Annotated in this window: 22 protein-coding genes and 2 pseudogenes; 5 read left to right on the top strand and 19 right to left on the bottom strand. The window is 34.0% G+C overall.

Annotated elements, in window-relative coordinates; translation table 11 throughout:
- Positions 1–152: 152 nt before the first annotated feature.
- The 8 genes from A3SG_RS0101845 to A3SG_RS0101875 form a co-directional block, all read right to left on the bottom strand.
- Complete coding sequence (locus tag A3SG_RS0101845; protein WP_016988303.1) at positions 153–395, bottom strand: DUF1660 family phage protein; 243 nt, start codon at positions 393–395, stop codon at positions 153–155.
- A gap of 237 nt (positions 396–632) precedes the next feature.
- Entirely contained in the window at positions 633–1691 is a 1059-nt protein-coding gene (locus tag A3SG_RS0101850; RefSeq protein ID WP_016988304.1) for a nucleoid-associated protein, read from the bottom strand.
- Between the two features lie 92 nt (positions 1692–1783).
- Positions 1784–2323 carry an IS1096 element passenger TnpR family protein gene (locus A3SG_RS0101855; RefSeq protein WP_016988305.1) on the bottom strand — a complete coding sequence of 180 codons (540 nt, stop codon included), beginning with the start codon at positions 2321–2323 and terminating at the stop codon, positions 1784–1786.
- A gap of 194 nt (positions 2324–2517) precedes the next feature.
- Positions 2518–3129, bottom strand: a complete 612-nt coding sequence (locus tag A3SG_RS0101860; protein ID WP_016988306.1) for an HPP family protein — start codon at positions 3127–3129, stop codon at positions 2518–2520.
- Between the two features lie 39 nt (positions 3130–3168).
- Complete coding sequence (locus tag A3SG_RS0101865) at positions 3169–3549, bottom strand: VOC family protein (RefSeq protein ID WP_016988307.1); 381 nt, start codon at positions 3547–3549, stop codon at positions 3169–3171.
- 203 nt (positions 3550–3752) lie between these two features.
- Entirely contained in the window at positions 3753–4310 is a 558-nt protein-coding gene (locus tag A3SG_RS0101870; protein WP_016988308.1) for a sugar O-acetyltransferase, read from the bottom strand.
- Positions 4311–4789: 479 nt separating this feature from the next.
- Positions 4790–5152 (bottom strand): hypothetical protein, encoded by a 363-nt coding sequence (locus tag A3SG_RS21800; RefSeq protein ID WP_198008490.1) that lies wholly within the window; start codon positions 5150–5152, stop codon positions 4790–4792.
- Positions 5125–5445, bottom strand: coding sequence for a hypothetical protein (locus A3SG_RS0101875; RefSeq protein WP_029596557.1), 321 nt, complete (start codon positions 5443–5445; stop codon positions 5125–5127). Before A3SG_RS0101875 ends, A3SG_RS21800 begins: the two co-directional genes overlap by 28 nt.
- Before the next feature lie 407 nt (positions 5446–5852).
- On the opposite strand from A3SG_RS0101875, the gene A3SG_RS0101885 reads away from it, so the two are divergent.
- Together A3SG_RS0101885 and A3SG_RS0101890 are read left to right on the top strand one after the other, a co-directional pair.
- The gene (locus tag A3SG_RS0101885; RefSeq protein ID WP_016988310.1) at positions 5853–6257 is read left to right on the top strand and encodes a DUF2141 domain-containing protein; all 405 of its coding nucleotides are present in this window, start codon (positions 5853–5855) and stop codon (positions 6255–6257) included.
- Positions 6258–6284: 27 nt separating this feature from the next.
- The gene (locus tag A3SG_RS0101890) at positions 6285–6530 is read left to right on the top strand and encodes a LytTR family DNA-binding domain-containing protein (RefSeq protein WP_016988311.1); all 246 of its coding nucleotides are present in this window, start codon (positions 6285–6287) and stop codon (positions 6528–6530) included.
- Positions 6531–6668: 138 nt separating this feature from the next.
- Here the strand turns inward: A3SG_RS0101890 and A3SG_RS0101895 are convergent, their stop codons facing one another.
- The 7 genes and pseudogenes from A3SG_RS0101895 to A3SG_RS0101925 form a co-directional block, all read right to left on the bottom strand.
- Entirely contained in the window at positions 6669–6851 is a 183-nt protein-coding gene (locus A3SG_RS0101895) for a CsbD family protein (protein ID WP_016988312.1), read from the bottom strand.
- A gap of 217 nt (positions 6852–7068) precedes the next feature.
- Positions 7069–7843 (bottom strand): annotated as a pseudogene (locus A3SG_RS18850) (CDP-alcohol phosphatidyltransferase family protein).
- A 52-nt stretch (positions 7844–7895) separates the two neighbouring features.
- Positions 7896–8915, bottom strand: a complete 1020-nt coding sequence (locus A3SG_RS0101905) for a COX15/CtaA family protein (protein ID WP_016988313.1) — start codon at positions 8913–8915, stop codon at positions 7896–7898.
- 58 nt (positions 8916–8973) lie between these two features.
- Positions 8974–10389 (bottom strand): CCA tRNA nucleotidyltransferase, encoded by a 1416-nt coding sequence (locus A3SG_RS0101910; protein WP_016988314.1) that lies wholly within the window; start codon positions 10387–10389, stop codon positions 8974–8976.
- Between the two features lie 26 nt (positions 10390–10415).
- Positions 10416–10808 carry a GxxExxY protein gene (locus tag A3SG_RS0101915; RefSeq protein ID WP_016988315.1) on the bottom strand — a complete coding sequence of 131 codons (393 nt, stop codon included), beginning with the start codon at positions 10806–10808 and terminating at the stop codon, positions 10416–10418.
- Between the two features lie 67 nt (positions 10809–10875).
- Positions 10876–11445, bottom strand: a complete 570-nt coding sequence (locus A3SG_RS0101920) for an L-threonylcarbamoyladenylate synthase (RefSeq protein WP_016988316.1) — start codon at positions 11443–11445, stop codon at positions 10876–10878.
- Positions 11432–12547 carry a glycosyltransferase family 4 protein gene (locus tag A3SG_RS0101925; RefSeq protein ID WP_232226248.1) on the bottom strand — a complete coding sequence of 372 codons (1116 nt, stop codon included), beginning with the start codon at positions 12545–12547 and terminating at the stop codon, positions 11432–11434. The genes A3SG_RS0101920 and A3SG_RS0101925 overlap by 14 nt, the downstream gene beginning before the upstream one ends.
- A 195-nt stretch (positions 12548–12742) precedes the next feature.
- On the opposite strand from A3SG_RS0101925, the pseudogene A3SG_RS18855 reads away from it, so the two are divergent.
- Positions 12743–13512: pseudogene (locus tag A3SG_RS18855) on the top strand (Kdo domain containing protein).
- Here A3SG_RS18855 and A3SG_RS0101935 read toward each other — a convergent pair.
- The 3 genes from A3SG_RS0101935 to A3SG_RS0101945 form a co-directional block, all read right to left on the bottom strand.
- Positions 13509–14303, bottom strand: a complete 795-nt coding sequence (locus A3SG_RS0101935; RefSeq protein ID WP_016988318.1) for a glycosyltransferase family 2 protein — start codon at positions 14301–14303, stop codon at positions 13509–13511. The pseudogene A3SG_RS18855 and the gene A3SG_RS0101935 overlap by 4 nt on opposite strands.
- The gene (locus tag A3SG_RS0101940) at positions 14300–15367 is read right to left on the bottom strand and encodes a glycosyltransferase family 9 protein (protein ID WP_016988319.1); all 1068 of its coding nucleotides are present in this window, start codon (positions 15365–15367) and stop codon (positions 14300–14302) included. The genes A3SG_RS0101935 and A3SG_RS0101940 overlap by 4 nt, the downstream gene beginning before the upstream one ends.
- Before the next feature lie 67 nt (positions 15368–15434).
- Complete coding sequence (locus A3SG_RS0101945) at positions 15435–16250, bottom strand: 2,3,4,5-tetrahydropyridine-2,6-dicarboxylate N-succinyltransferase (RefSeq protein WP_016988320.1); 816 nt, start codon at positions 16248–16250, stop codon at positions 15435–15437.
- Between the two features lie 352 nt (positions 16251–16602).
- On the opposite strand from A3SG_RS0101945, the gene ruvX reads away from it, so the two are divergent.
- On the top strand, positions 16603–17019 hold the full coding sequence (ruvX, locus tag A3SG_RS0101950) for a Holliday junction resolvase RuvX (protein WP_016988321.1): 417 nt from the start codon (positions 16603–16605) through the stop codon (positions 17017–17019).
- A gap of 121 nt (positions 17020–17140) precedes the next feature.
- On the top strand, positions 17141–18637 hold the full coding sequence (locus tag A3SG_RS0101955; RefSeq protein WP_029596558.1) for a malate:quinone oxidoreductase: 1497 nt from the start codon (positions 17141–17143) through the stop codon (positions 18635–18637).
- A gap of 29 nt (positions 18638–18666) precedes the next feature.
- On the opposite strand, the gene A3SG_RS0101960 is transcribed toward A3SG_RS0101955, so the two are convergent.
- Positions 18667–20892 carry an FUSC family protein gene (locus A3SG_RS0101960; RefSeq protein WP_016988323.1) on the bottom strand — a complete coding sequence of 742 codons (2226 nt, stop codon included), beginning with the start codon at positions 20890–20892 and terminating at the stop codon, positions 18667–18669.
- Positions 20893–21014: the final 122 nt, after the last annotated feature.

The raw sequence follows: 21014 nt of genomic DNA on the forward strand, positions 1-21014 counted from the left end.
AAAATCAAAAAGTAGTGGGTTGCGACGATATAGACAGCAGTCTTAATTTTTGTATGTAACAAAAGCGTGCGTTTAAACAGCTTTACTCTTAGCATAGCTACTTGAACTATTACTTTTAGAGAATTTTATGGCAGTTAAAACGGACGTGATTACTAAATATGTTGAAGATGTTTCTTTCTACAAAAACTTTTTAGACTGTCATTTATTTCTTTTAATTCTGGGGTCAGATATGTTTTGTTTCCTTTTTCATCATTTGTCAGTTCTAAAGCACAAACAGTACATCTATATTCCTTAAAATGACTTGTAATATTTCGAGTCGTGATAATTTTGTGTCCAAAAAGTGTGCAATAAAGTTTTTTGCTGGAAAGATGTTCTTTGATTTCGATTGTATTCATGACGTAGGCGATTATTGAGATCTAGAATTTCTAAAATACCGATAAAATCTATTAAAGTAGCAATTTAATCGACTAAGTACATGGTTTTTGTATAAAAGAAAATAATTTCTTATAAAAATAAAAAATTATTAATCATTAAATTTTGGAGAAGACTATGCATTTTGATATTAAAAAATGCCTCAATTATCTAAAAGTTATTGAGGCTTTTTGAAAGAGCAAAAGAAGTGAAAAATGATCTTACGATTTTTCTTCTTTGTTGAAGTACACTAAATAGTAGTACATCTGCTTTTCTTCATCCCAGCCTTTTTCAACATATTTCTCTGCACTTTCAGGATTGATAAAATCCATTTTGATTTGAATGTGTGTATCTAAGTTGATTACATTTTTGATTGATTTACGGGCATCCGTAACGGCAGCATTAGCAATAGGGAATGAGGTTACGTCTTCTATGCTGTATTTTTCTCCTTTATCGACTTTGTAGTTTTTAAATTCAGGAATCAGGTCTGGATTATCCAATACTTCATTCAAAAAATTAGTTTCTTCAAATTGATCGTTTTTGGCAAAATAATTCACAGAGCGGTTCATAAACATCACCTCTTCTTTTTTATCTTCTGCAGGAAAAACTACATCCTTGGCAAAATTCTGGCAGAATTTCAAGTATTTTTTAGTGATGAAATTTTCATCCTCAAAGGCATCAACAGAAAGAAAGTGCTCTAGCCAGTATCTCGCATCATAGCGGTTACTGTCAACAGTTAATATTTTGTATCCTTCTTCTTTCTTATGATTAAAAATCAAACACCCTTTGTCTAACTTGCTTAGGTTTATACCTTGCTGCAGTATCATTTCTAAGTGAGTTCCTTTTTCTTCAAATTGTAAAAAATCAGCTTGTAATTCACTTTTAAAAACACCTATGGCATCAACGACGTTATTATCAATATTAACGTTTGTAAGATACGCAACGTACACCTCTCCGTTTTTAATGTGAGGGTGATTGGATTGTTCAAATAAATGTTTGGTGATATTCTTTGAGTTTTCATGTAAGCTATGTGGATCTTCAAAAATAGCTGAAGCATATTTATACATGTCGTTGTAATCTAAATCAACTTCATGTGCAAACTGAAAATAGTTTTCTTCTTTTTCTCTAAAAGGCTTCAAGAAAAATTCTTTTATTAGAGGCACAATTTCATCTTGAAGGCTAAAGGGTTGCTCTGATAAGAAAAGAGCTTCATTACGACTTTTATTCCCCACACGATGAATGGAAAGAGTCTCAATATGAGCGTTGTACAGGTTGATCATTTTCGTTTTTTATGTTTTAGATGAAAAAGCCAAGGTTTAAAGACGAGAGAGCAGTCTTTAATCTTGGCTCTTGATTCTTGTTTTTTATTGTTCTAATTCCAATTTTCTTCAAAACCGAAATCCTCAAAACTATCGTCTCCTTCAAACATGTCCAAATCATCTTGATCCAAATCATCTTCAAATTCGCTAGCAAAATCATCTGCATTATCAGCTTCAAAGTTTTTTTCGGCGGCCTCGTCGGGCATTTCACCATGTGAAAAGAGCGTTTCAGGATATAAATTTCCAGCAACCTGATCCTCGACTGCAGCCAACTCTACTAGGAATGTCCACATATTGATAAAGTCGTATACGTAAATTATTTTTGTGTTTTTCTCGTCTAATAGCTCCGATAACTTGTAAGAGCTCATTGTTTTCTGCTCCCCCAGAACATCGCCAGTGTCAAAAAGTGAAATTTCATCTTCTTGGTTCCATGTTTCATCACAAGTATAGAATGAAGCCACCTCCATGCCATCAAAACCAAAGGAATTGAAAATTGAGTTGTGTAAATCTTCTAAAGTGTCCTCTGCAAGAATTGCAATATCTCTAAATATATCTTCTTCAGCATCTAAAATTACTCTGAATTTGTAAACCATAATCTTTGTTTTTATTGAAAGGACAAAGGTAAAATTTAATTTTATATTTCATCCCGAAGTTTCGAGACAGATTCCAGATTTGTTGATAAGATTTTTGCTTATACATTTTTAAAGTACCCACTAAATTATTTATCAGTCTATTGATCTAGAGAAAAGAAATACGTTAAATTAAGTAGTAGAAATTGAAGTAGTTATTAGAGGGTTGAATCATTTTTTTTAAGAGCGTTGTGGATTCTCTTTCTAAATTTGTGATATTTATCATGACTCGGATAATACCTGTTTGATGTCATGTTGTTGAAAATTAAGGCTACAATCAAGAGAATTAACACGCCACTTAGTACAGGTGTAATCACATACCAATACCCCATGTTTTTTATTTCTGTTGATCCCGTTACTGCTATCAAAGCGGTAGCTCCTCCCGGAGGATGCAATGTTTTTGTCAACTGCATTAAAACAATCGAAATTGAAACGGATAAGGACGCTGTTAACCACATAATATCAGGAACAAATGTAGCGATAGTGACCCCTACGATCGCTGAAATAACGTGACCACCAACCAGATTTCTAGGTTGTGCCAGAGGACTTTGAATTACTCCATAAATTAAAACACAAGAGGCACCAAAGGAGCCGATGAGATAAACCACATCAGAATGAGGTAGCGTTTTAGATTGCAGGTATGCAATGATCCCAATCCCTACAAAGGAGCCTAAAAATGCCCAAAAATTCTCTTTAAAATCGACCAGCGTTTCTTTGTAGAGTACATACTTAGTTTTGCGGTAACCTCTTTTTAATTTTTGAATTGGCATGAGCTATTAAATTGGATTAAATTAAAGGTTCTATTTTTCTTAAAACTCTATTGGCAAATCATGAGGGGCCGCAATAAATAAATATTGTTTTCCGGTATATTCATCTGTTTGAATAGTTACTGAGGGAATGTTTTTGACGACCAAAGAAGAACTAGTATTTTCTACATTGTCGACTTCAAATACCAGATGACGCAAACCGCAACTTTCTGGAGGAGAAGGTCTTTTAGGCGGTTTGGGAAAGGAGAACAGTTCGACGATGTAATGTACATTTAAAGCCAAGTCTACTTTGTAAGAGTTCCGTTCTTTCCGGTAAATTTCCTCAAGTACTTCTTGCCGTGAAACTTGGGTGTAAAAGGGTTTTGATTTTTGATAATTAGAGTAAATAAGGGCTGTATGATTTATTTTGTTTAGGTGAAGCATGCTAGTCGTACTCGGTTGGTCGCAATCGATAGAAGATTTAAATTAGAAAAGAATTCTATATTTGTACCACATAGATTGAGAAGAATTAAAAAGGCCATTTTTTATAAAAGGTAATGTTTCGCTCTTAAAACGGGAAATGGCCTGGTATATTACTTTTGTTTATCCAGCAAAAATAGACAAATTGTATTACATCCAGCATAGGATTATTGGTTAAGTTGCCTGATTACTTTTGCTGGATTTCCCACAGCTAAGGAATTGTCAGGGATATCTTTTGTTACGACAGATCCAGCACCTATCACACATCCTTTTCCAATGGTGATACCAGGACAAATCACTGAATTGCCACCTATCCAGCAATCGTCGCCAATTGTTATGGGTAAGGCACTTTCTAGGGTTTTTCTTGTTGTGGCATCCAGTGGATGTGTGGCCGTGTACAATTGTACTCCTGGCGCAAACAACACATTAGAACCAATAGTGACCTTGGTACAATCTAAAACAACACAGTTTACATTAAAGAAAACATTGTCTCCACAATGGATGTTGTAGCCGTAGTCGCAAAAAAAAGGAGGTTCAATATAAAGATTTGCTCCTGCATGCGGAATCAGCTCTTTTATTATTTCCCGTGCTTTTTTAGTTATCCTGTATTCGGTGACATTCAATCTATGGAGTAGGTTTTTAGATCTTCGTCTGTCTTTTACTAAAACAGGATCGCCGGCTAAATAGTAATCTCCGGCAATCATTTTTTCTTTTTCTGTTATCATATGATTTATTAATTTTTTTATTTCTGTGCATGTCCTCCGCAAAAGCTCCGGTCGGGCTGTTTGTTACAATCTTTCTTGTCTCTTTCTCTAAAAGAGACAAGAAAGGATTTCCACTACCATCCCTCATGCAAACCGCAGCCATAAATCAATAACGATTTAATGTAAATATAGCAGAAAATTAAAACCACAACAAGTCTTCCTCGAAATTTGAAAGTTCACTTCATTTAACTTTTCAAATGAATTTGTTTAAAATACATTTAGGGGATCAAAATTAAACTACATGAATTCGATTATAACATTTATAATTTTACAGTAAACTCCTGCTCTCAAACGATCATTTCAGGTAAAGTAGTAGTTAAAAAAAGCAACTCAGTTTATTGTAGTTGCTTTTTTGTTTTCCTCGTTGCGGGTACGAGTGTGACACTAGCACTAGCCCAATTTAACATTCTGACTAGCGAGGGTATAGTAACGATTAACGATTAAGAACGGAAGTGATTTAAGAAATCAATGGTGACGACAGGAGTATGATTGTTAAATTTCGTGACTTGACTATTTGTGATTGTAACACTAAAAAAGCTTATTCTTAAATAGCAAGCTGGCAAATTATAAAACAAAAAAAAGGCAATCTCGTCTGTTTTTGTTTGTCCTCTTTTATGGGCACGAGCTAGGGGCATTGCGACAGCCCTGTATTGCCTAATGCTCGGATTAGCGGCTTGGCATTCGCACAGCGCCTCGTACTTTTTAAAGAACACTGTGGAGAACTGGGAGCTGGGTAGTGCTAACGTATTATCTGCTTTTTTAGAGATGTGTTGCCCTAGTTTATCATATTTCTTTGAAGCCAAAATTTGGCTGTTGCCGTAACTATTTGATGGATATCAGTGAGTAGTCTACTTTGCTGAGAATAGGTGAAGGCATCGGTTATGTTTAATTCACGAGAAGTACTTGTACGTTTGTTGTAGGTGATAGTATGTCGCGGTACACCTACAAGTTCAAGTGTGGTATCGGTATAACCTTCCAAATAATTTGTTGCATACGAGCGAACGGGATTTGGCTTTGCATCATAGACGACGGTGGCTATTTCTCTTGCGATGGATGTAGTTGTCGATAAAGTTCTTGTCCAAGACTCAGCTGGCAAACTTTTTATTTGAGCGGTTGTAAATGTTTTTTGCGTTTCTACCGATGCAGGGATTGTTGCAACACTAGCGAAGTCATTATATTTTTTATCTGCTAAAGGTCAATTCAAATAAGGAATGGCAATGGCAATCCAATTGTGGCACAAAGGAAAAAATACAGAAGCTTCTGATTTATTTGAAAGAATTGTAGCAGCAAAAACAACAAGCTGGTTGCCTAATTAGTACGTGTCGTTTGTAAATACATTAACTACTTTTGATACAAAACACAAATTAATTTCGAATCAAATCACAATTCATCCATCAAATGCTAAAATTCAGGATTTATAAAATTGAAATTAATACAAACTGATTTACTTTTATGTTGTTATAAAAAAAAATCAAATTAGCTATAAATTAAAAACTAAAAATCATGAAAAAATTAATTGTGAGTACGCTTTTACTAACTAGTGTTTTTGCATTTTCGCAAGTAACTATACAGGTTGAAGTTAGTGGATTGAAAAATAATAAGGGACACGTTATTATTGGGATTTATAATTCTGAAAATACCTTTTTAAAGAAAACCTTTAAGGGAAATATTGCGTTAATAAAACACAATAAAGCAATAGCCACCTTTACTAATATTCCAGCTGGAGAATATGCCGTGAGTGTTTTTCATGATGAAAACAACAATCGAAAATTAGACTTGAATTTCATGGGAATTCCCAAAGAAGAATATGCTTCATCAAATGGAGCCAAAGGATTTATGGGACCGCCAAAATATGGAGATGCTTTGTTTAAAGCCTACGAAAACAAAACGGTTTTAATAAAAATATAAAGTGATTGTAATTCATCATAAGAATCCATGAGTTCAGTAACTATAAATTTAAAAAGTAGATGGAAGCACAATACTTTTGACAATAGAAATTATTTAATAGAATGTAGTTTAGAACGTGTAGAGGAGGAATTAGATCCAGTAGATTTTTTTCGAAGTAGCAGAAAGTTCATGATTCCATTGAAAGCAATTAAAAAAATTATAGGCTACACTAATTTTAGATTAAAAGTTATTCTGCCTTCTTATAAAGAGAACGAGGTTATCGTAAGTAGATAACAATTTTCCGATTTTAAAGCGTGGATTGGGTAGTGGAGAAATAAAAAAACTGTTTCAAAAAACTGGCTATTTTATTTCGTTTCAAATAAAATAAAAGCCGGTTTTTTGAGACAGCCCTATTGGATCATAAACTAGAAATTAGTCAAATAATGACTTAATTTCTTTTTTTGTCTTTCCTAATTTTTGTTGAAGTTTTCCCCACATTTCATCTTCTTTTCCTTCGTCAAATAACAAATCGTCTTCGGTAAGCTCAGCAAACTTTTGTTTTAGCTTCCCTTTCATTTCATTCCAGTTCCCTTCAACCTCTTCTGAATTTGGCATAATCGTTAATTTTAAAATTGATAATTTATGTAGAGTAAAAGTAGAAAAAAAGGAGAAGTAAAAGCTTATATAATTTCTCAAAATTGTTGTAAAATTGCTTTAGATTATGGATTTTAAAGTGGAGTTTTTAGTTTAAATAAAAGAGGCAATAGTAGGTATTTAAGTATCTGTTAGATAATGCTTTAGAATCTCTAAATAGATTTTGTCTATCATCGTTTTACGCCTTAAAAAAAAGTTTTCTTATTCCGATTAATACAAATATGAAAAAAGAATATCCAAATAAAAAAAGGAACAATATATTCGATGTAATCCAAAGCTAACATGAAGGAGATCAACAATAATTGAAATCCTAATCCGTATAATGAAACGAAAGTCATAAACCAATTTGGGAATGTTTGTACCTTGTATGCATTGCTGTCTAAAGTATGAATGATTTTGTCAAACCCTCCGTAAACGACCGTGTATATTTTGAATAATATATCGACAGATTTTTGACTTTCACCAGCTAACGCTTGAGGTGATTTATCTTCAAAAATCTTGCTGGTTTTATCTCCACCTACTGATTTATTTCGTAAAATGACATAGTAGTAATTGTATAAAGTACCCTGCAATTGTATGCAGAAAAAGGCTCCCAAAGTAAGTAGAAAAGACGTCTCTGAAACATAACAAATGGCTCCTAAAAACAAAAAATTGAGGATGATGTCAAAGACACTATCTAGGTACCTTCCGGTATAAGAAGGGGTGTTTTTGATCCGGGCAAGTTCACCATCGGCCGCGTCAATAATCGATTTTAAGATGATGAAAATACCAGCCAGGTAATACTGGTTTTGTAAGATGCAATAAATAGCGATACCCCCTGAAACTCCAAATAGTAATGTGACATGAATGGGTGTAAATCGAGTGTCTTTTAATTTTTGAGCAAATAATGAGGCTAGTGGTCTCCCATAATCGGATAGGTCAAGAAATTTATCTTGAGCGGCAAGTTTTGACATTTTGAGTTAATAAACAAGGAAATGTGACAATATAGTCATTTGTAAAGATACTTTATAAAATTAATTTCTTAGTGTTGGATTCTAATATCATGTAAAATTGAACACCAAATAGTAGTGTTGCTAATACAACATGAACAGTTTGAGTTCCAAATGGGAATGCAAAATAATACATTAAAATTCCAGAGATAATTTCAATAAATAGGATGATTAGTACCCAATTTGTTTTATTGAATCCCAGAGTTAGTTTTCTATTGAGATAAAATAAATAGAAGTTAGTTAATAGTACTATTATTGAAAATGATCGATGAATATAAAATGCGATAGTTGGATTTTGAAGCCACATGATTTCAGGAGCACCAGTCTCAGATACTGTATCTACATGCTCACGAACAGTAGTTCCTAAAACGATTTGAATGATAGTGAGTCCTAATGCACCAGCTAATATCCAATTAAACTTTTGATTGAAAATAAGTGTTTTTTTATTTTTTCGCACTGTATGGATCACAATCAATTGTAAAGCCACAATTAGTAAGGCCGCCAGCATGTGAGTGGTGATTTTGAACGGATTTAAAACAGAATCAACAACCGTTTTTCCTAACCATGCTTGAAAGCCCATTAAAAAACAAATCAACAAAGTAAGTAAAATAAGTTTTTTGTTCTCTTTCCTGTATCCAAATGATAATATAAAAGTGATAACACAAGCAATTCCAGCCAATGCGCCCAATAAGCGATTAATGTATTCAACCCATGTATGTATTGGATTAAAAATGGCATAATCGTGTTTTGTGTATTTTTCCCAATTGGCCTCATCAAAAGTTGATGTTGATATAAAATCTCTTTTTGCAACTAAGAGAGATTCTTCTTTAATAATTACTTGGCCTTTATCATATTCTCTTCCCACTGTAAAAAGTAATTCTTTTTGTTCTGTCGGTGGAATATAATATCCAAAGCATTTTGGCCAATCTGGACAGCCCATTCCAGAGCCAGTTAATCGAACGAATGCACCAGCAAAAATAACAAGGTATACGAGGATTAAAGCTATTTGTGCTGAGGTTAAAAAGTATTTTTTCACTTTAAATATTTTTTTGCAAAATTATCTATTTTAGTTTTAGAAATAAAATACACAAAAGTTAAACTTTAACTAATCCTATCTTTTTCGCTCTTTTTAGCATGAAGTCATAAGCCGCTTGATAGTCATTAGCAATTTCTCCTTCTAATATGGCTTCTTTTATCGCCTCTTTAAGCATTCCTATTTCTTTTGAAGGCTTGAGATTGAAAATTTCCATAATCTCTTCTCCAGTTATAGGCGGTTGGAATTTACGTACGTGGTCACGCTCTTCCACTTCTACTATTTTCTTTCGTACGATTTCAAAATTGTTGTGGTATTTTTTAAATTTACTTGTGTTTTTAGTAGTGATATCAGCTTCGCACAAGGTCATTAAGTTTTCTACATCTTCGCCGGCATCAAAGACTAAACGGCGAACAGCAGAATCGGTCACCGTTTCTTGTGATAAAACAATAGGCCGCGAACTCATCATTACCATTTTCTGAACAAATTTCATTTTCTGGTTCAACGGCATATGCAAGCGTTCAAATATTTTTTTGACCATTTTTCCGCCAAGAAACTCATGTCCGTGAAAGGTCCATCCTTGTTTTTTGTTGAAACGTTTGGTTGGTGCTTTTCCTATGTCATGTAATAAAGCAGCCCAACGCAGCCAAACATCATCTGTGTTTGGGCATATATTGTCTACCACCTCTAGCGTGTGGTAAAAATTGTTCTTATGTGTTTGACCTTCTATCTCTTCTACTTGGTTTAAAGCAGTCAGTTCTGGTAAAAGGATGTCTAAAAGCCCCGTTTTATAAAGCAGTAAAAATCCCTCAGATGGCTTGTCTGTTGATAGTATTTTGTTCAGTTCGTCAACGATACGCTCTCCAGAAATAATTTTGATTCGTGCGGCATTCTTGGCAATGGAGGTGAACGATTTTGCTTCTATTTCAAAACTCAGTTGGTTTGCAAAACGAATCGCTCTCAACATTCGTAAAGGATCATCAGAATAAGTGATGTCTGGGTCAAGCGGAGTTCTTAAGATTTTGTTTTTTAAGTCGTCCAGTCCTCCAAAAGGATCTGATAAGGCTGCAAAATTATCAGTATTTAATGATAGTGCCAGCGCGTTGATGGTGAAATCACGACGATTTTGATCATCTTCAAGTGTTCCATCTTCTACAACTGGATTTCTACTATCAAAATGATAGGATTCTTTTCTTGCACCTACAAATTCAATATCGGTATCTTCAAAACGCAGCATCGCAGTGCCATATGTTTTGAAAACTTGTACTTTTGGCTGTTTTGGGAGTAATTTAGAAACTTTTAAAGCTAGTTCAATCCCGCTTCCAACGGCAACGATGTCGATGTCTTTTTTAAAGTCTCTTTCCAAAATTAAATCTCTTACAAAACCACCAATCACGTAACTGTCAATCTTCAGTTCTTGGGAAGCTTGAGAGATGACTTCGAATATTTTATTGTTTAATGCTTGTTTGTAGTTCATTTTTTTTTAACCGCAGATTCGCAGATTTATTTTAATTTTTTAGTACTGACGATACGTTTGTATTCTAAAGAGGTTGAATTGAAGTTTGCTAGTAATGCTAGTTCATTACCTGAAACCTTTAAATAATTTAGACATTGGTTGTAGTGACTATTGTTGAAACAATCGACAGTTTTAACTTCGAGTATTATACTATCAAAGACTATAAAGTCAGCATAAAATTTATGTTTTAAAGTAGTGTTTTTGTACTGAACTTGAAATTCTTTTTCACGTTCGAATATAATATTATTGGCAGTAAATTCGTATTCTAGAGCGTCCTTATAAACGATTTCTGGAAAGCCTTTTCCTAAATTTTTATGAACTTCAAACAGTATTCCTATTATTTTATATGTTTCATCTGTATTTGAATATTCTTCGGACATAGAAAACAGTGAATTGATTAATAATCTGTGAATCTGCGGTAAAAAAACAATAATTTACGGTTAAATTTTATTTTCGAATAATTTTAACCTTACTATCATTAGTTAATTTTATGATTGTAGATGGTTTTCCGGCAATTTTATCGCGCTGCAAATTTACAACATAGTCCACGCCTTTTATAATTTCAGGACTAATTTCTTTAAAACTTTTTGGAGTAGGTTGACCTGAAATATTTGCCGAAGTGGAAACTAAAGGTTTTTTCATCTTTTCCAGTAATTTGAAGCAGAATGGTTCTTTTACGATTCGGATTCCCAAAGTAGTATCAGCAGCGATTAAATTAGCCGCCACGTTCCGTGGATTATCTAAGATGATAGTGGTAGGATTTTCGGATAAATCGATGATTTGCCAAGCCACCTCTGGAATATCCTTAAAGACATTGTACATCATTCGTTCTCCATTCATCAAAACAATCATGCTTTGGGTCTCTACTCTTTTTTTGAGTTGGAAGATTTTAGCAACCGCTTCCGGGTTTGTTGCGTCGCAGCCAATTCCCCAGACGGTATCTGTAGGGTATAGGATTATTCCACCTTCCTTTATAATTTCGAATGCTTTATGAACTTCGTCGTTAAGATTTTCCATTGCTAATTTTTTTATATTGTTCTAATGTCTTTTCAGCCATAATACTTGTGGTGTAGAGACTTGATAGTTTTTCATGAGAAATTATGGTGAATTTAGGAATTAACTCAGGGTTGTCAAACAAATGAATTATTTTCTCAGCTAAAACTTTCGGAGTCTGTTTTGGGGCTAACAACCCATTGACGCCATCTTCAATAATTTCTGGAATTCCTCCTACATTTGTGCTTATGACTGGTTTTTTATGATAAAAACTCTCAAAAATCACTTGAGGTATTCCTTCGCTTTGAGAGGTAACCAGCAAGGCGTCAAATTGCGGAATAAAATTAGATGCGTTTGGCTTATATCCTAAGAAAACTAAGTCTTTTTCTAAATTGTATTTTTTTACGGATTCCAACAGTTCCGGTGTTCTTTCCGTAAAATTTCCAATCTGGACGAAAATAAAATCTGTTCTTTTTTCTTCATTGATTAGTACATTAACGGTTTCAATCAGCGTTTCAAAATTTTTAGCCCGAATATGATTCCCTATGACTCCAATAATTTTTCTAGCGGGATCGATAGCTAATTTTTCTCGCAATAAATAAGAGGTCTCGGCACTTTTGTTTTTTAAATTCGTTCCGTGATAAATCGTTAAGAGTTTTTTTTTATCGGTAATTGATTCTGCGGTAACTCTTTTGGTTTCATTAGAAACGCAAATAATTTTTTTAATTTTAAAGTAATTGTACTTAAATAAAGTGAGTCTTTTCTTTTTTATAGGAAAAGAGGTTTTTTTACTAAAGACAAAAGGAGGTAGGTTATGAAATTTGTCAGCAATAATACATAAAGCAATGGCTGATGGATCGTGGATATGAATGATATCGACTTTTTTTTCTTTGCATAGGGTAATGATTCTTTTAGAATATCTCAGATCTAAATTGTATGCTAAAGGAGCTGTCTCGTAGCTAATTTCAGTTTTCATTAGGCGACTATGAAAAAGTCCGTTTTCAACACATAAAACAATATTTTTGACATCAGGTTGAGTAGCTTTTAATTCGAAGCAAAGATTTTCTATATGGTTTTCGCCGCCTCCCCAATTTTTTACAGCTGACACATGTAATACAGTCATCATTATTTTTTTGCCGAAATTACAATAATAATTTGAAGTCTAAAATGGTATGTGTATTTTTGTTGGTTAATGGCGATTTGGAATTTGGTATCTGGAAGATGCTCGAAATTTTTATTTCGATCTCGCAGCTTTGAAATCAGCTTCTAAACCATAAATGCTGTCTTTAAAGAATAAAATAAAGTACTTAAAATAATTATAATGACAATAAAACTGATGTTTTCTCAGACGGTTCAAAACTCTAAAGAGATCCTTCGCTTTATTAAAGAATTCAATTCTGATTTGGGAACTGTTTTTGGAAATGGAGATAGAAATGTAATCAAACTGTTTGACTTAGATGGGCAGACAATCAATATCAAATCTTTCAAGCTGCCCAATATAGTGAATAAAGTAGCCTATAGGTATTTTAGGAAATCTAAAGCCAAACGTTCTTTTGAATACGCTACTATTTTGTTAGAAAATGGAATAGGAACGCCACAGCCTTTGGCTTATTTTGAAAATTATAATTCGTTTGGATTAAGGGATAGTTATTACGCAAGTGAACATCTTGAAACAGAACTGACTTTTAGAGAATTAGTTGAGGTTCCTGATTATCCAGATCATGAAAATATTTTAAGACAGTTTACAAAATTTACTTTTAACCTGCATGAAAAGGGAATTGAATTTTTAGATCATTCCCCCGGCAATACTTTGATAAAGAAAATTTCAGAGAACGAATATAATTTTTTTTGGTTGATTTAAATCGAATGATTTTTCACGACTTAATGGACTTTGATCTTAGGATGAAAAATTTAAGCAGGCTTACTCCAAAAAAGGAAATGATTGCCATAATGAGCGATGAATATTCGAAGTATTACATAGAGCCGGCTAGTTCTATTCTTGAGAAGATGTGGCAAGCCACAGTGGAATTTCAGGAAAAATTTGCCCGTAAGAAAAGGCTTAAAAAGAAATTGAAGTTCTGGAAATCTTAGCTGTTTAATCGCATTCTTTTCAGTTCCTGAAAACGTATATAAACACTATAGGCGTTCAAATAGCAAATAACAATCCCTTTTTTACCATCTAGTATCCCCATCCTGATGATATATTGATATAGAAATTGATATAAGGGTCTGAAGTAAAAATGAAAAAAAGTAGGCTTTGTTCCTTTGTTTAATTCTTCGACTGCTTTTAATTTACCGTAAACATTCATCTTTTGTTTGTAATCGCTGTAGCTACGATACGAATAGTGAATCAGTTTATTCTCTAATTTACCTGTTTTTCCAGTAACGGTTAATTTTTCATGAACAATCTTTCCTAAATCATACTGAGCCTTTTCTTTCTTGAAAAGTCTGATGATTTTATCTGTCTGCCAACCGCTGAAGCGTAGCTTTGTGTTTTTGAACATGAAGGTACGGTAACAATAATAGGCAGGAAAGGAGTCTTTGTGCTCGATGGTTTTGATGATTTCCTCTTTTAGCTCAGCCGTTAGTCTTTCATCAGCATCTAAAAAAATTATCCAGGAATACGTAGCTAAACTAATTGCATAGTTTCTTTGAACTGCATAGTTTTCAAAAGTATGTTGTACTACTTTTACATTCTTATAAGTTGCCGCTATTACTGCGGTTTTATCTGAACTAAAAGAATCCACGACAATTATTTCATCAGCAAAAGCCAAGTCGCTTAAAACATTTTTTATATTGTGCTCCTCATTGCGGGTGATTATTAAGGCGCTTAAAAATGTTTTACTGGTAGCTATTCCGTTTGTATTTCTATTAATTGTCATTTTGATAGAATGTTTAATAGAAAAGATTTTAGTTTCTCTTTGTATAGCTTAGGTTCAAATTCTTTGTATAAAGTAAGAGCATTCTGTTTAAGTTTCTTTTCTGTTTTTTGTGAAAGTAACTCCGGTTTGTAATCATTCAAATGGACTGACATGTGGTGAATTCCATCTTCTAATGTGGCCCAAATTTTCTTTTCAATCCAAGGGGAGAAGATGATAAAAGAGGGTTTTCCTAGTGCTTTTGCCATATTTATGGCGCCACCGTCATTACCTATAATTAAGTCACATTGATTCAACACGCCAATAAATGATCTTAAATCACCTCCAAGTAAATCAAAATATATTTTTTTCTGGGTTGAGGGCTTGCAACTAGTAAAAACAGTTTTAGCATCATTGATTTGCTTTGGAAAATAATTAAAAAGAATATTCACATCATTATTGTCTGCAATTGTGTCAATTACGGATGTAATATAGTTTAATGGATAGGTCTTCAATTTTTCACTGCCCAAAAGGCTAATCATAACTGTTTTTCGATTTCTTATTAGTTGATGTTTTTCAAAAAGGGCAATAGCATGCTGATTTTCTTCAGGAGTAACAAATAGTTTAGGTAGCGGATCAATTTTCACTGATAAATGAAGTGGTTCCAGAAGTGACAGCCTTCTTTCAATGGCTAAACCCAAATTAGTTTTTGGGAATTCCTCAAACGGGACATTGTCAGTATATAGAAAAGTGCGTCCTTTTTTCTTATAAGATATTTTTCTTTTGGCTTCACTCAGTAATACAATCAACCAACTTTCTAATTTTGAATAGGCGTCAATTAATAAATCATATTTAGTGGCTCTGATTTTGAGTGCTAAATTCAGGAATTCTCTTTTGCTTGTTCGATGCTTTTCTTCAAAACGTATAATCGTATCGATATTTGGATTGCCTTCTAAAACAGGAGTTGTTGATTCATAGACCAAATAATCGATTTGAGCATCAGGGTAGGCGAGTCGCAGATTATTGCATATAATGCTACTTACCAATACATCCCCGATCATTTTTTGTTGTATAACTAGTATTTTCATAAGATAAAAAAAAACCTCCCTTTTTGAGGGAGGAATATACAATATAATATTTTAGTACAAAATAAATTTAAACCGCTACGTCATATTCGCGTAAAGCGTTATTCAAAGATGTTTTTAAATCAGTTGATGGCTTGCGTGTTCCAATGATTATTGCGCATGGAACTTGAAAATCTCCAGCCGGAAATTTCTTAGTATAGCTACCTGGAATTACTACTGAACGGGCAGGAACAAATCCTTTCATTTCAACAGGGGTTTCTCCAGTTACATCAATGATTTTTGTAGATGCAGTCAAACATACATTAGCGCCTAAAACAGCTTCTTTCCCTACGTGAACTCCCTCAACAACGATGCAACGGGAACCTATAAAAGCACCGTCTTCAATTATTACAGGGGCAGCTTGTAAAGGTTCAAGAACCCCACCAATTCCTACTCCGCCACTTAAATGTACGTTTTTACCTATTTGTGCACAACTTCCCACTGTTGCCCAGGTATCAACCATCGTTCCTTCATCTACATAAGCGCCAATATTTACATAACTTGGCATCATGATTACACCACTTGAAATGTAAGCGCCGTAACGAGCAGAAGCTCCCGGAACTACACGAACACCTTTAGCAGCATAGTCTTTTTTTAATTCCATCTTGTCATGGTATTCAAAAATTCCTGCTTCCCATGTTTCCATTTTTTGGATAGGAAAATACATAACAACTGCTTTTTTAACCCACTCGTTTACTTGCCATGCGTCTCCTTTAGGTTCAGCAACTCGCAATTTACCTGCGTCTAATAATTCTATGACTTCTCTGATGGCTTTTGTCGTCGTTTCTTCTTGTAACAAAGCTCTGTTTTCCCAGGCTTGTTCTATAATTGTTTGTAATGAATTCATCTGTGATAATTTTTAAACAAAGATATGTTTTTATAGCAAAAACAAAAACCCAATTTAATTTGAAAATGTTACAAAAATCTCGAAGTGGTGCTTGATGTTGAGGGGGTGTGTTTTTGAATAGAGTAGCAATGTTAGTGTTTCGTTATTGCGAACGCCTTTAATTTACTGGGATATAGGGTATCGGGTTACAGTTTTAGTTAAGCCCATTAGATCTGGACAAAGAGTAAGAAGCTTTTGAATTTGATTCGTTATAAAGGAGAAGGGCCTTGAGAAAAAAGAGATAAGAAGATAAGATTTCTTTTCTTGCTTAGAAACGGAAAATTAAAATAGTTATCTTTGAAAAAAAAATAAAATGCCTAGAGTACTTGCCATAGACTACGGACAAAAACGCACTGGTATTGCAGTGACAGATGAAATGCAAATCATAGCTTCGGGATTAACAACTATTCCAAGTGCAACTGCCATTCCTTTTTTAAAAGATTATTTCTCTAAAGAGAAGGTCGAAGCGGTGCTTATTGGTGAACCCAAACAAATGAATGGGCAGCCCTCAGAAAGCGCTTCTATTATAAAAGGTTTTGTGACTCATTTTACCAATCATTTTCCGGAGATGAAAGTGATTCGCGTAGACGAGCGTTTTACCTCAAAAATGGCAGTTCAATCCATGCTTGATAGCAGGTTAAAGAAAAAACAACGGCAAAATAAGGCATTAATTGATGAGATTTCGGCGACGATTATGCTTCAGGATTTTTTGAATCGAAAAACGTTTTAAACAGTGATTTTTAAGAAGCTAAGCTAAGATCGAACGTTTTCGTAATTTGTAACTTTTCTCCCTTAATTTATAGTTTTTTTTGCAATTTTTAAAAGTACCTTTGCGCTTTAATATTTTTGCTATGTCTGATACAACAATTCGTTCAAATACTGAAGTAGTACTTATAGGTGCTGGGATCATGAGTGCCACTCTTGGATTAATTCTAAAAGAACTTCAACCCGATATAAAAATTGAGATTTTCGAAAGATTGGATATCGCAGCTGCTGAGAGTTCTGATGCATGGAATAATGCAGGAACGGGACATTCTGCCTTTTGTGAGCTCAATTATACTCCTGAAAGTGAGGATGGAACTATTGATCCAAAAAAAGCAATTAGTATCGCTGAATCTTTTGAAGTATCGAGACAGTTCTGGTCTTACTTAGTAGAACAAAAAAAGATTTCTTCTCCTGAAAAATTTATTAAAAGTATTCCGCACCTCAGTTTTGTTTGGGGTGATAAAAACGTGGAATACTTAAAGAAAAGATTTGAAGCTTTACAACAAAATCAACTTTTTAAGGAGATGGTTTTCAGTACTGATTTATCTCAACTAAAAGAATGGATGCCTTTAGTGATGGAAGGTAGAGATGAATCTGAAAAAGTAGCTGCAACTTCTATGGCTATTGGTACTGATGTGAATTTTGGAGAATTAACTAGAAGTATGTTCAATCACTTAAGTCAACTTGACGGTGTATCAATCCATTTCAATCATGAAGTCCAGAAATTAAGTCAAAGAAAAGACAAGACGTGGAGGATTAAAATTAGTGATTTGGCTACAGGCCAAAAAAGGAAAGTATACACTAAGTTTGTATTCATAGGTGCCGGTGGTGGATCATTACCGTTATTAGAAAAAGCAGACGTTCCAGAAGGAAAAGGTTTTGGCGGTTTCCCCGTAAGTGGACAATGGCTCAAATGTATTAACCCTGACGTTATTGCAAAGCATCAAACAAAAGTATACGGTAAAGCTAGTGTGGGAGCACCGCCTATGTCGGTTCCGCATATAGATTCAAGAATGATTAATGGAGAAAAGCAGCTATTATTCGGACCATTTGCCGGTTTTTCAACCCGATTTTTAAAAAACGGATCCTATTCAGACTTGCCCTTATCCATAAAACCAGACAATATCTTTCCGATGTTGTCCGCTGGAATTAAAAACATACCGCTCACAAAATATTTAATACAACAAGTACGTCAATCACCAAAAGATAGAATTGATGCACTGAGGGAATATGTACCGAGTGCTGTGTCTAAGGACTGGGTAATTGAAAGAGCGGGACAACGAGTACAGGTCATTAAAAAAGACAAAAAAGAAGGAGGAATACTTGAATTTGGTACGGAGGTAATTACTACTGCCGACGGATCCTTATCTGTTTTACTTGGCGCTTCACCAGGTGCTTCCACAGCAGTTTCAATTATGATAGACGTCGTGGGAAGATGTTTTAAGGAGGAGTTAGCTTCACCTGAGTGGCAGGAAAAAATTAAAAAAATGATCCCATCTCATGGTCAATCATTAAATGATAATCCAGTGCTTTCAGACGAAATCAGGAAAAATACAGCTATAGCATTAAAATTGAATAATTAAATTTTCACAAAATGAACTCTAATAATTTATTAGAGTTCATTTTTTGTTTTAATTAATACCCGAGTAGTCTTGACTATGTTTTCTGACAAACTAGTTAGCCATATCAACTGTTCTATTACCAGTTGCGTTTCTTGTTTTTTTAATTCAAACTCTTTTTCACCTGTAGTGCTTTCTTCTTGTAATTCGTTAGCACGAATTTTATTTAATTCATTAAACCTGTTGCTCAAATCGGCGTTGATTGGATTTACTATTTGCTCAACATCATCCTCTTTTAATAAAGTTATAGCATCTTCTAGATTTTTAACAACTTTGTCAAAGACAGCATTAAATGCTTCTGAAGCGGCAGATGTTTTATGTGATTGAATGTAGGTTCCTAGAGAAGCGGCAGATGATAACAGGGTATGATTCATCACAGTCAGTTTATAGACTTGTCCTAATTTATTTTGTTTTGATTTAGGTTCTTGAAGCATTCTTTGAAAGGACGCCATTAGATTACCAATTTCAATAAAAGCATGCTTTCGGGCTACACGATACGCACTGGGAACAGTTCCTTTTTTGTTGTAAAACAGGGAGATTTGCTCTAAATAATTTCTATTTGCTTCAATCGATTTTTCTAAATAAACCGGTATTTTCACAAATTCCCAAGAAGGCCATAAAAAGTAATTGGCAAGAAAGGACAAAAGAGCACCAACCAAGGTATCCACTACACGATATTGAATTAAATCTTCAATATTTGGGGTCAGAATCCCATAAATAAAGATGACATAAATAGTGATAAATGTGGCTCCAATCTTATAATTAGTTGGAGTAAAGGAAAAGCCAAAAAGCAAGGCGATAATCGCTAATCCGCCAATAATTGTCGAGTCATGAACTAAATAAAGGACTCCAAAAGCGATAAATCCACCTAAAATTGTACCAAAAATTCTGTGAAAGGTGCGCTGTTTTGTCAACCCATATCCTTGCCTCATGATAACGACAATAGTTAAAACGATCCAGTATGCGTTTTGAAAGGGAAGGACTTTTCCAATAATAAAACCCATCATAATAGTAATTGTGAGTCGAAGGGAATGTCTAAAAACAGTGGAGGAGAAACTTAAATTCTCGATCAGTGTTCGTACCGGATAGTATTGCGGAGTGATGAATTTTTCTAAATCTGTATCTTTTCCTTTTAAATCTTGTAATTTAACAACCGCTGTAAAAGCACGTTCTACTGTTTTATTTATCTCCACTTGTTTCTCGGCGTAGTGCAGCATATTTGTTAGCATTAAAACACCTTCTGAAGCGTAGACTTTTCCTAAATCATTTTCATAGTCTGTAATTGCTAATTCTAAATTATGTAAATCAGCAAGAAGGCTGTGTTTTGACACGTATTTTTCTCCGTTTTCAATACTTTCAGATAATGTCCTTAGGCTTTTGGCAAGGTTGTAAGCCAGTTTTTGGTACGTTTCTAAAACCCTGGGGTGATTGTCAAATTTTTGATGTAGCTTGTTGTGGTCAAATGAAGTAGCAATGGCTAACTCCATAATTTCTACTAACGAAATAAACACAAGAAGTAGTTTTCGATTTCGATTGGTAGAGCCGGAATCAGTTCGGTTCCTGATAAGGATCTCTCTTATATTTTCATGAATGGTGTTTAGTTGCACCTGTAAATTCAATTGTTTTTCAGTAATTGCCTTTCGATCTGAATTTAATTCCCATAAATCACCTCTTAATTTTAAATATTTGGAAGTTAGTTTTATACATTCGGCAATTTGCAGTTCGGCATACCGGTTCGGTCTGATATAAAAGAAAATTAAAGAAACAATGAGGTAAAATAAGCCGCCCAAAAGTATTAATCCTGAATATTGAACTCTGTCCCAACCCGTTTGTAAATGAGCAAAAGCCAACGAGATTGCTATTAAAGCTGAAAACGAAACCATGGTTGCCCTTTGTCCATATACTGAAATCATCGACAAGAAGAACAATAATACAGTTAAAAATGGATAAAATACCCAAGGGTAAGGATAGACAAGGTTTATTAACAAATTGACTCCGGAAACGATAAGAACCGTAACAAGAATTCCGTTAACTTTATGTTTTAGATTACTTGGGATATCACTGGGATAGGTGAAAAAAGCTCCTAGAGCGATAGTAAAACCAATTTTGAAATGGCCTAAATAAGAGAATAATAAAACAGGTAGAACCGCTGCAATAGTTATTTTTAAAGCATTTGTAAAATAAGTACCGTCTGTAAATTTCTTGACGTTGGGAATCATATAAGTGGTATTGTATACAAATATATGAAATGTACGATTTATCCATAGCGGAAAAGGCGTAGATTTAAGTTTAAAATAGAAATAAATGCTAAATATCCCTTAGGAATTATTCATTGTCTAAA

Origin of the sequence: Flavobacterium sp. ACAM 123 (assembly GCF_000264055.1) — a bacterium.
In the GTDB taxonomy this organism is placed as follows: domain Bacteria; phylum Bacteroidota; class Bacteroidia; order Flavobacteriales; family Flavobacteriaceae; genus Flavobacterium.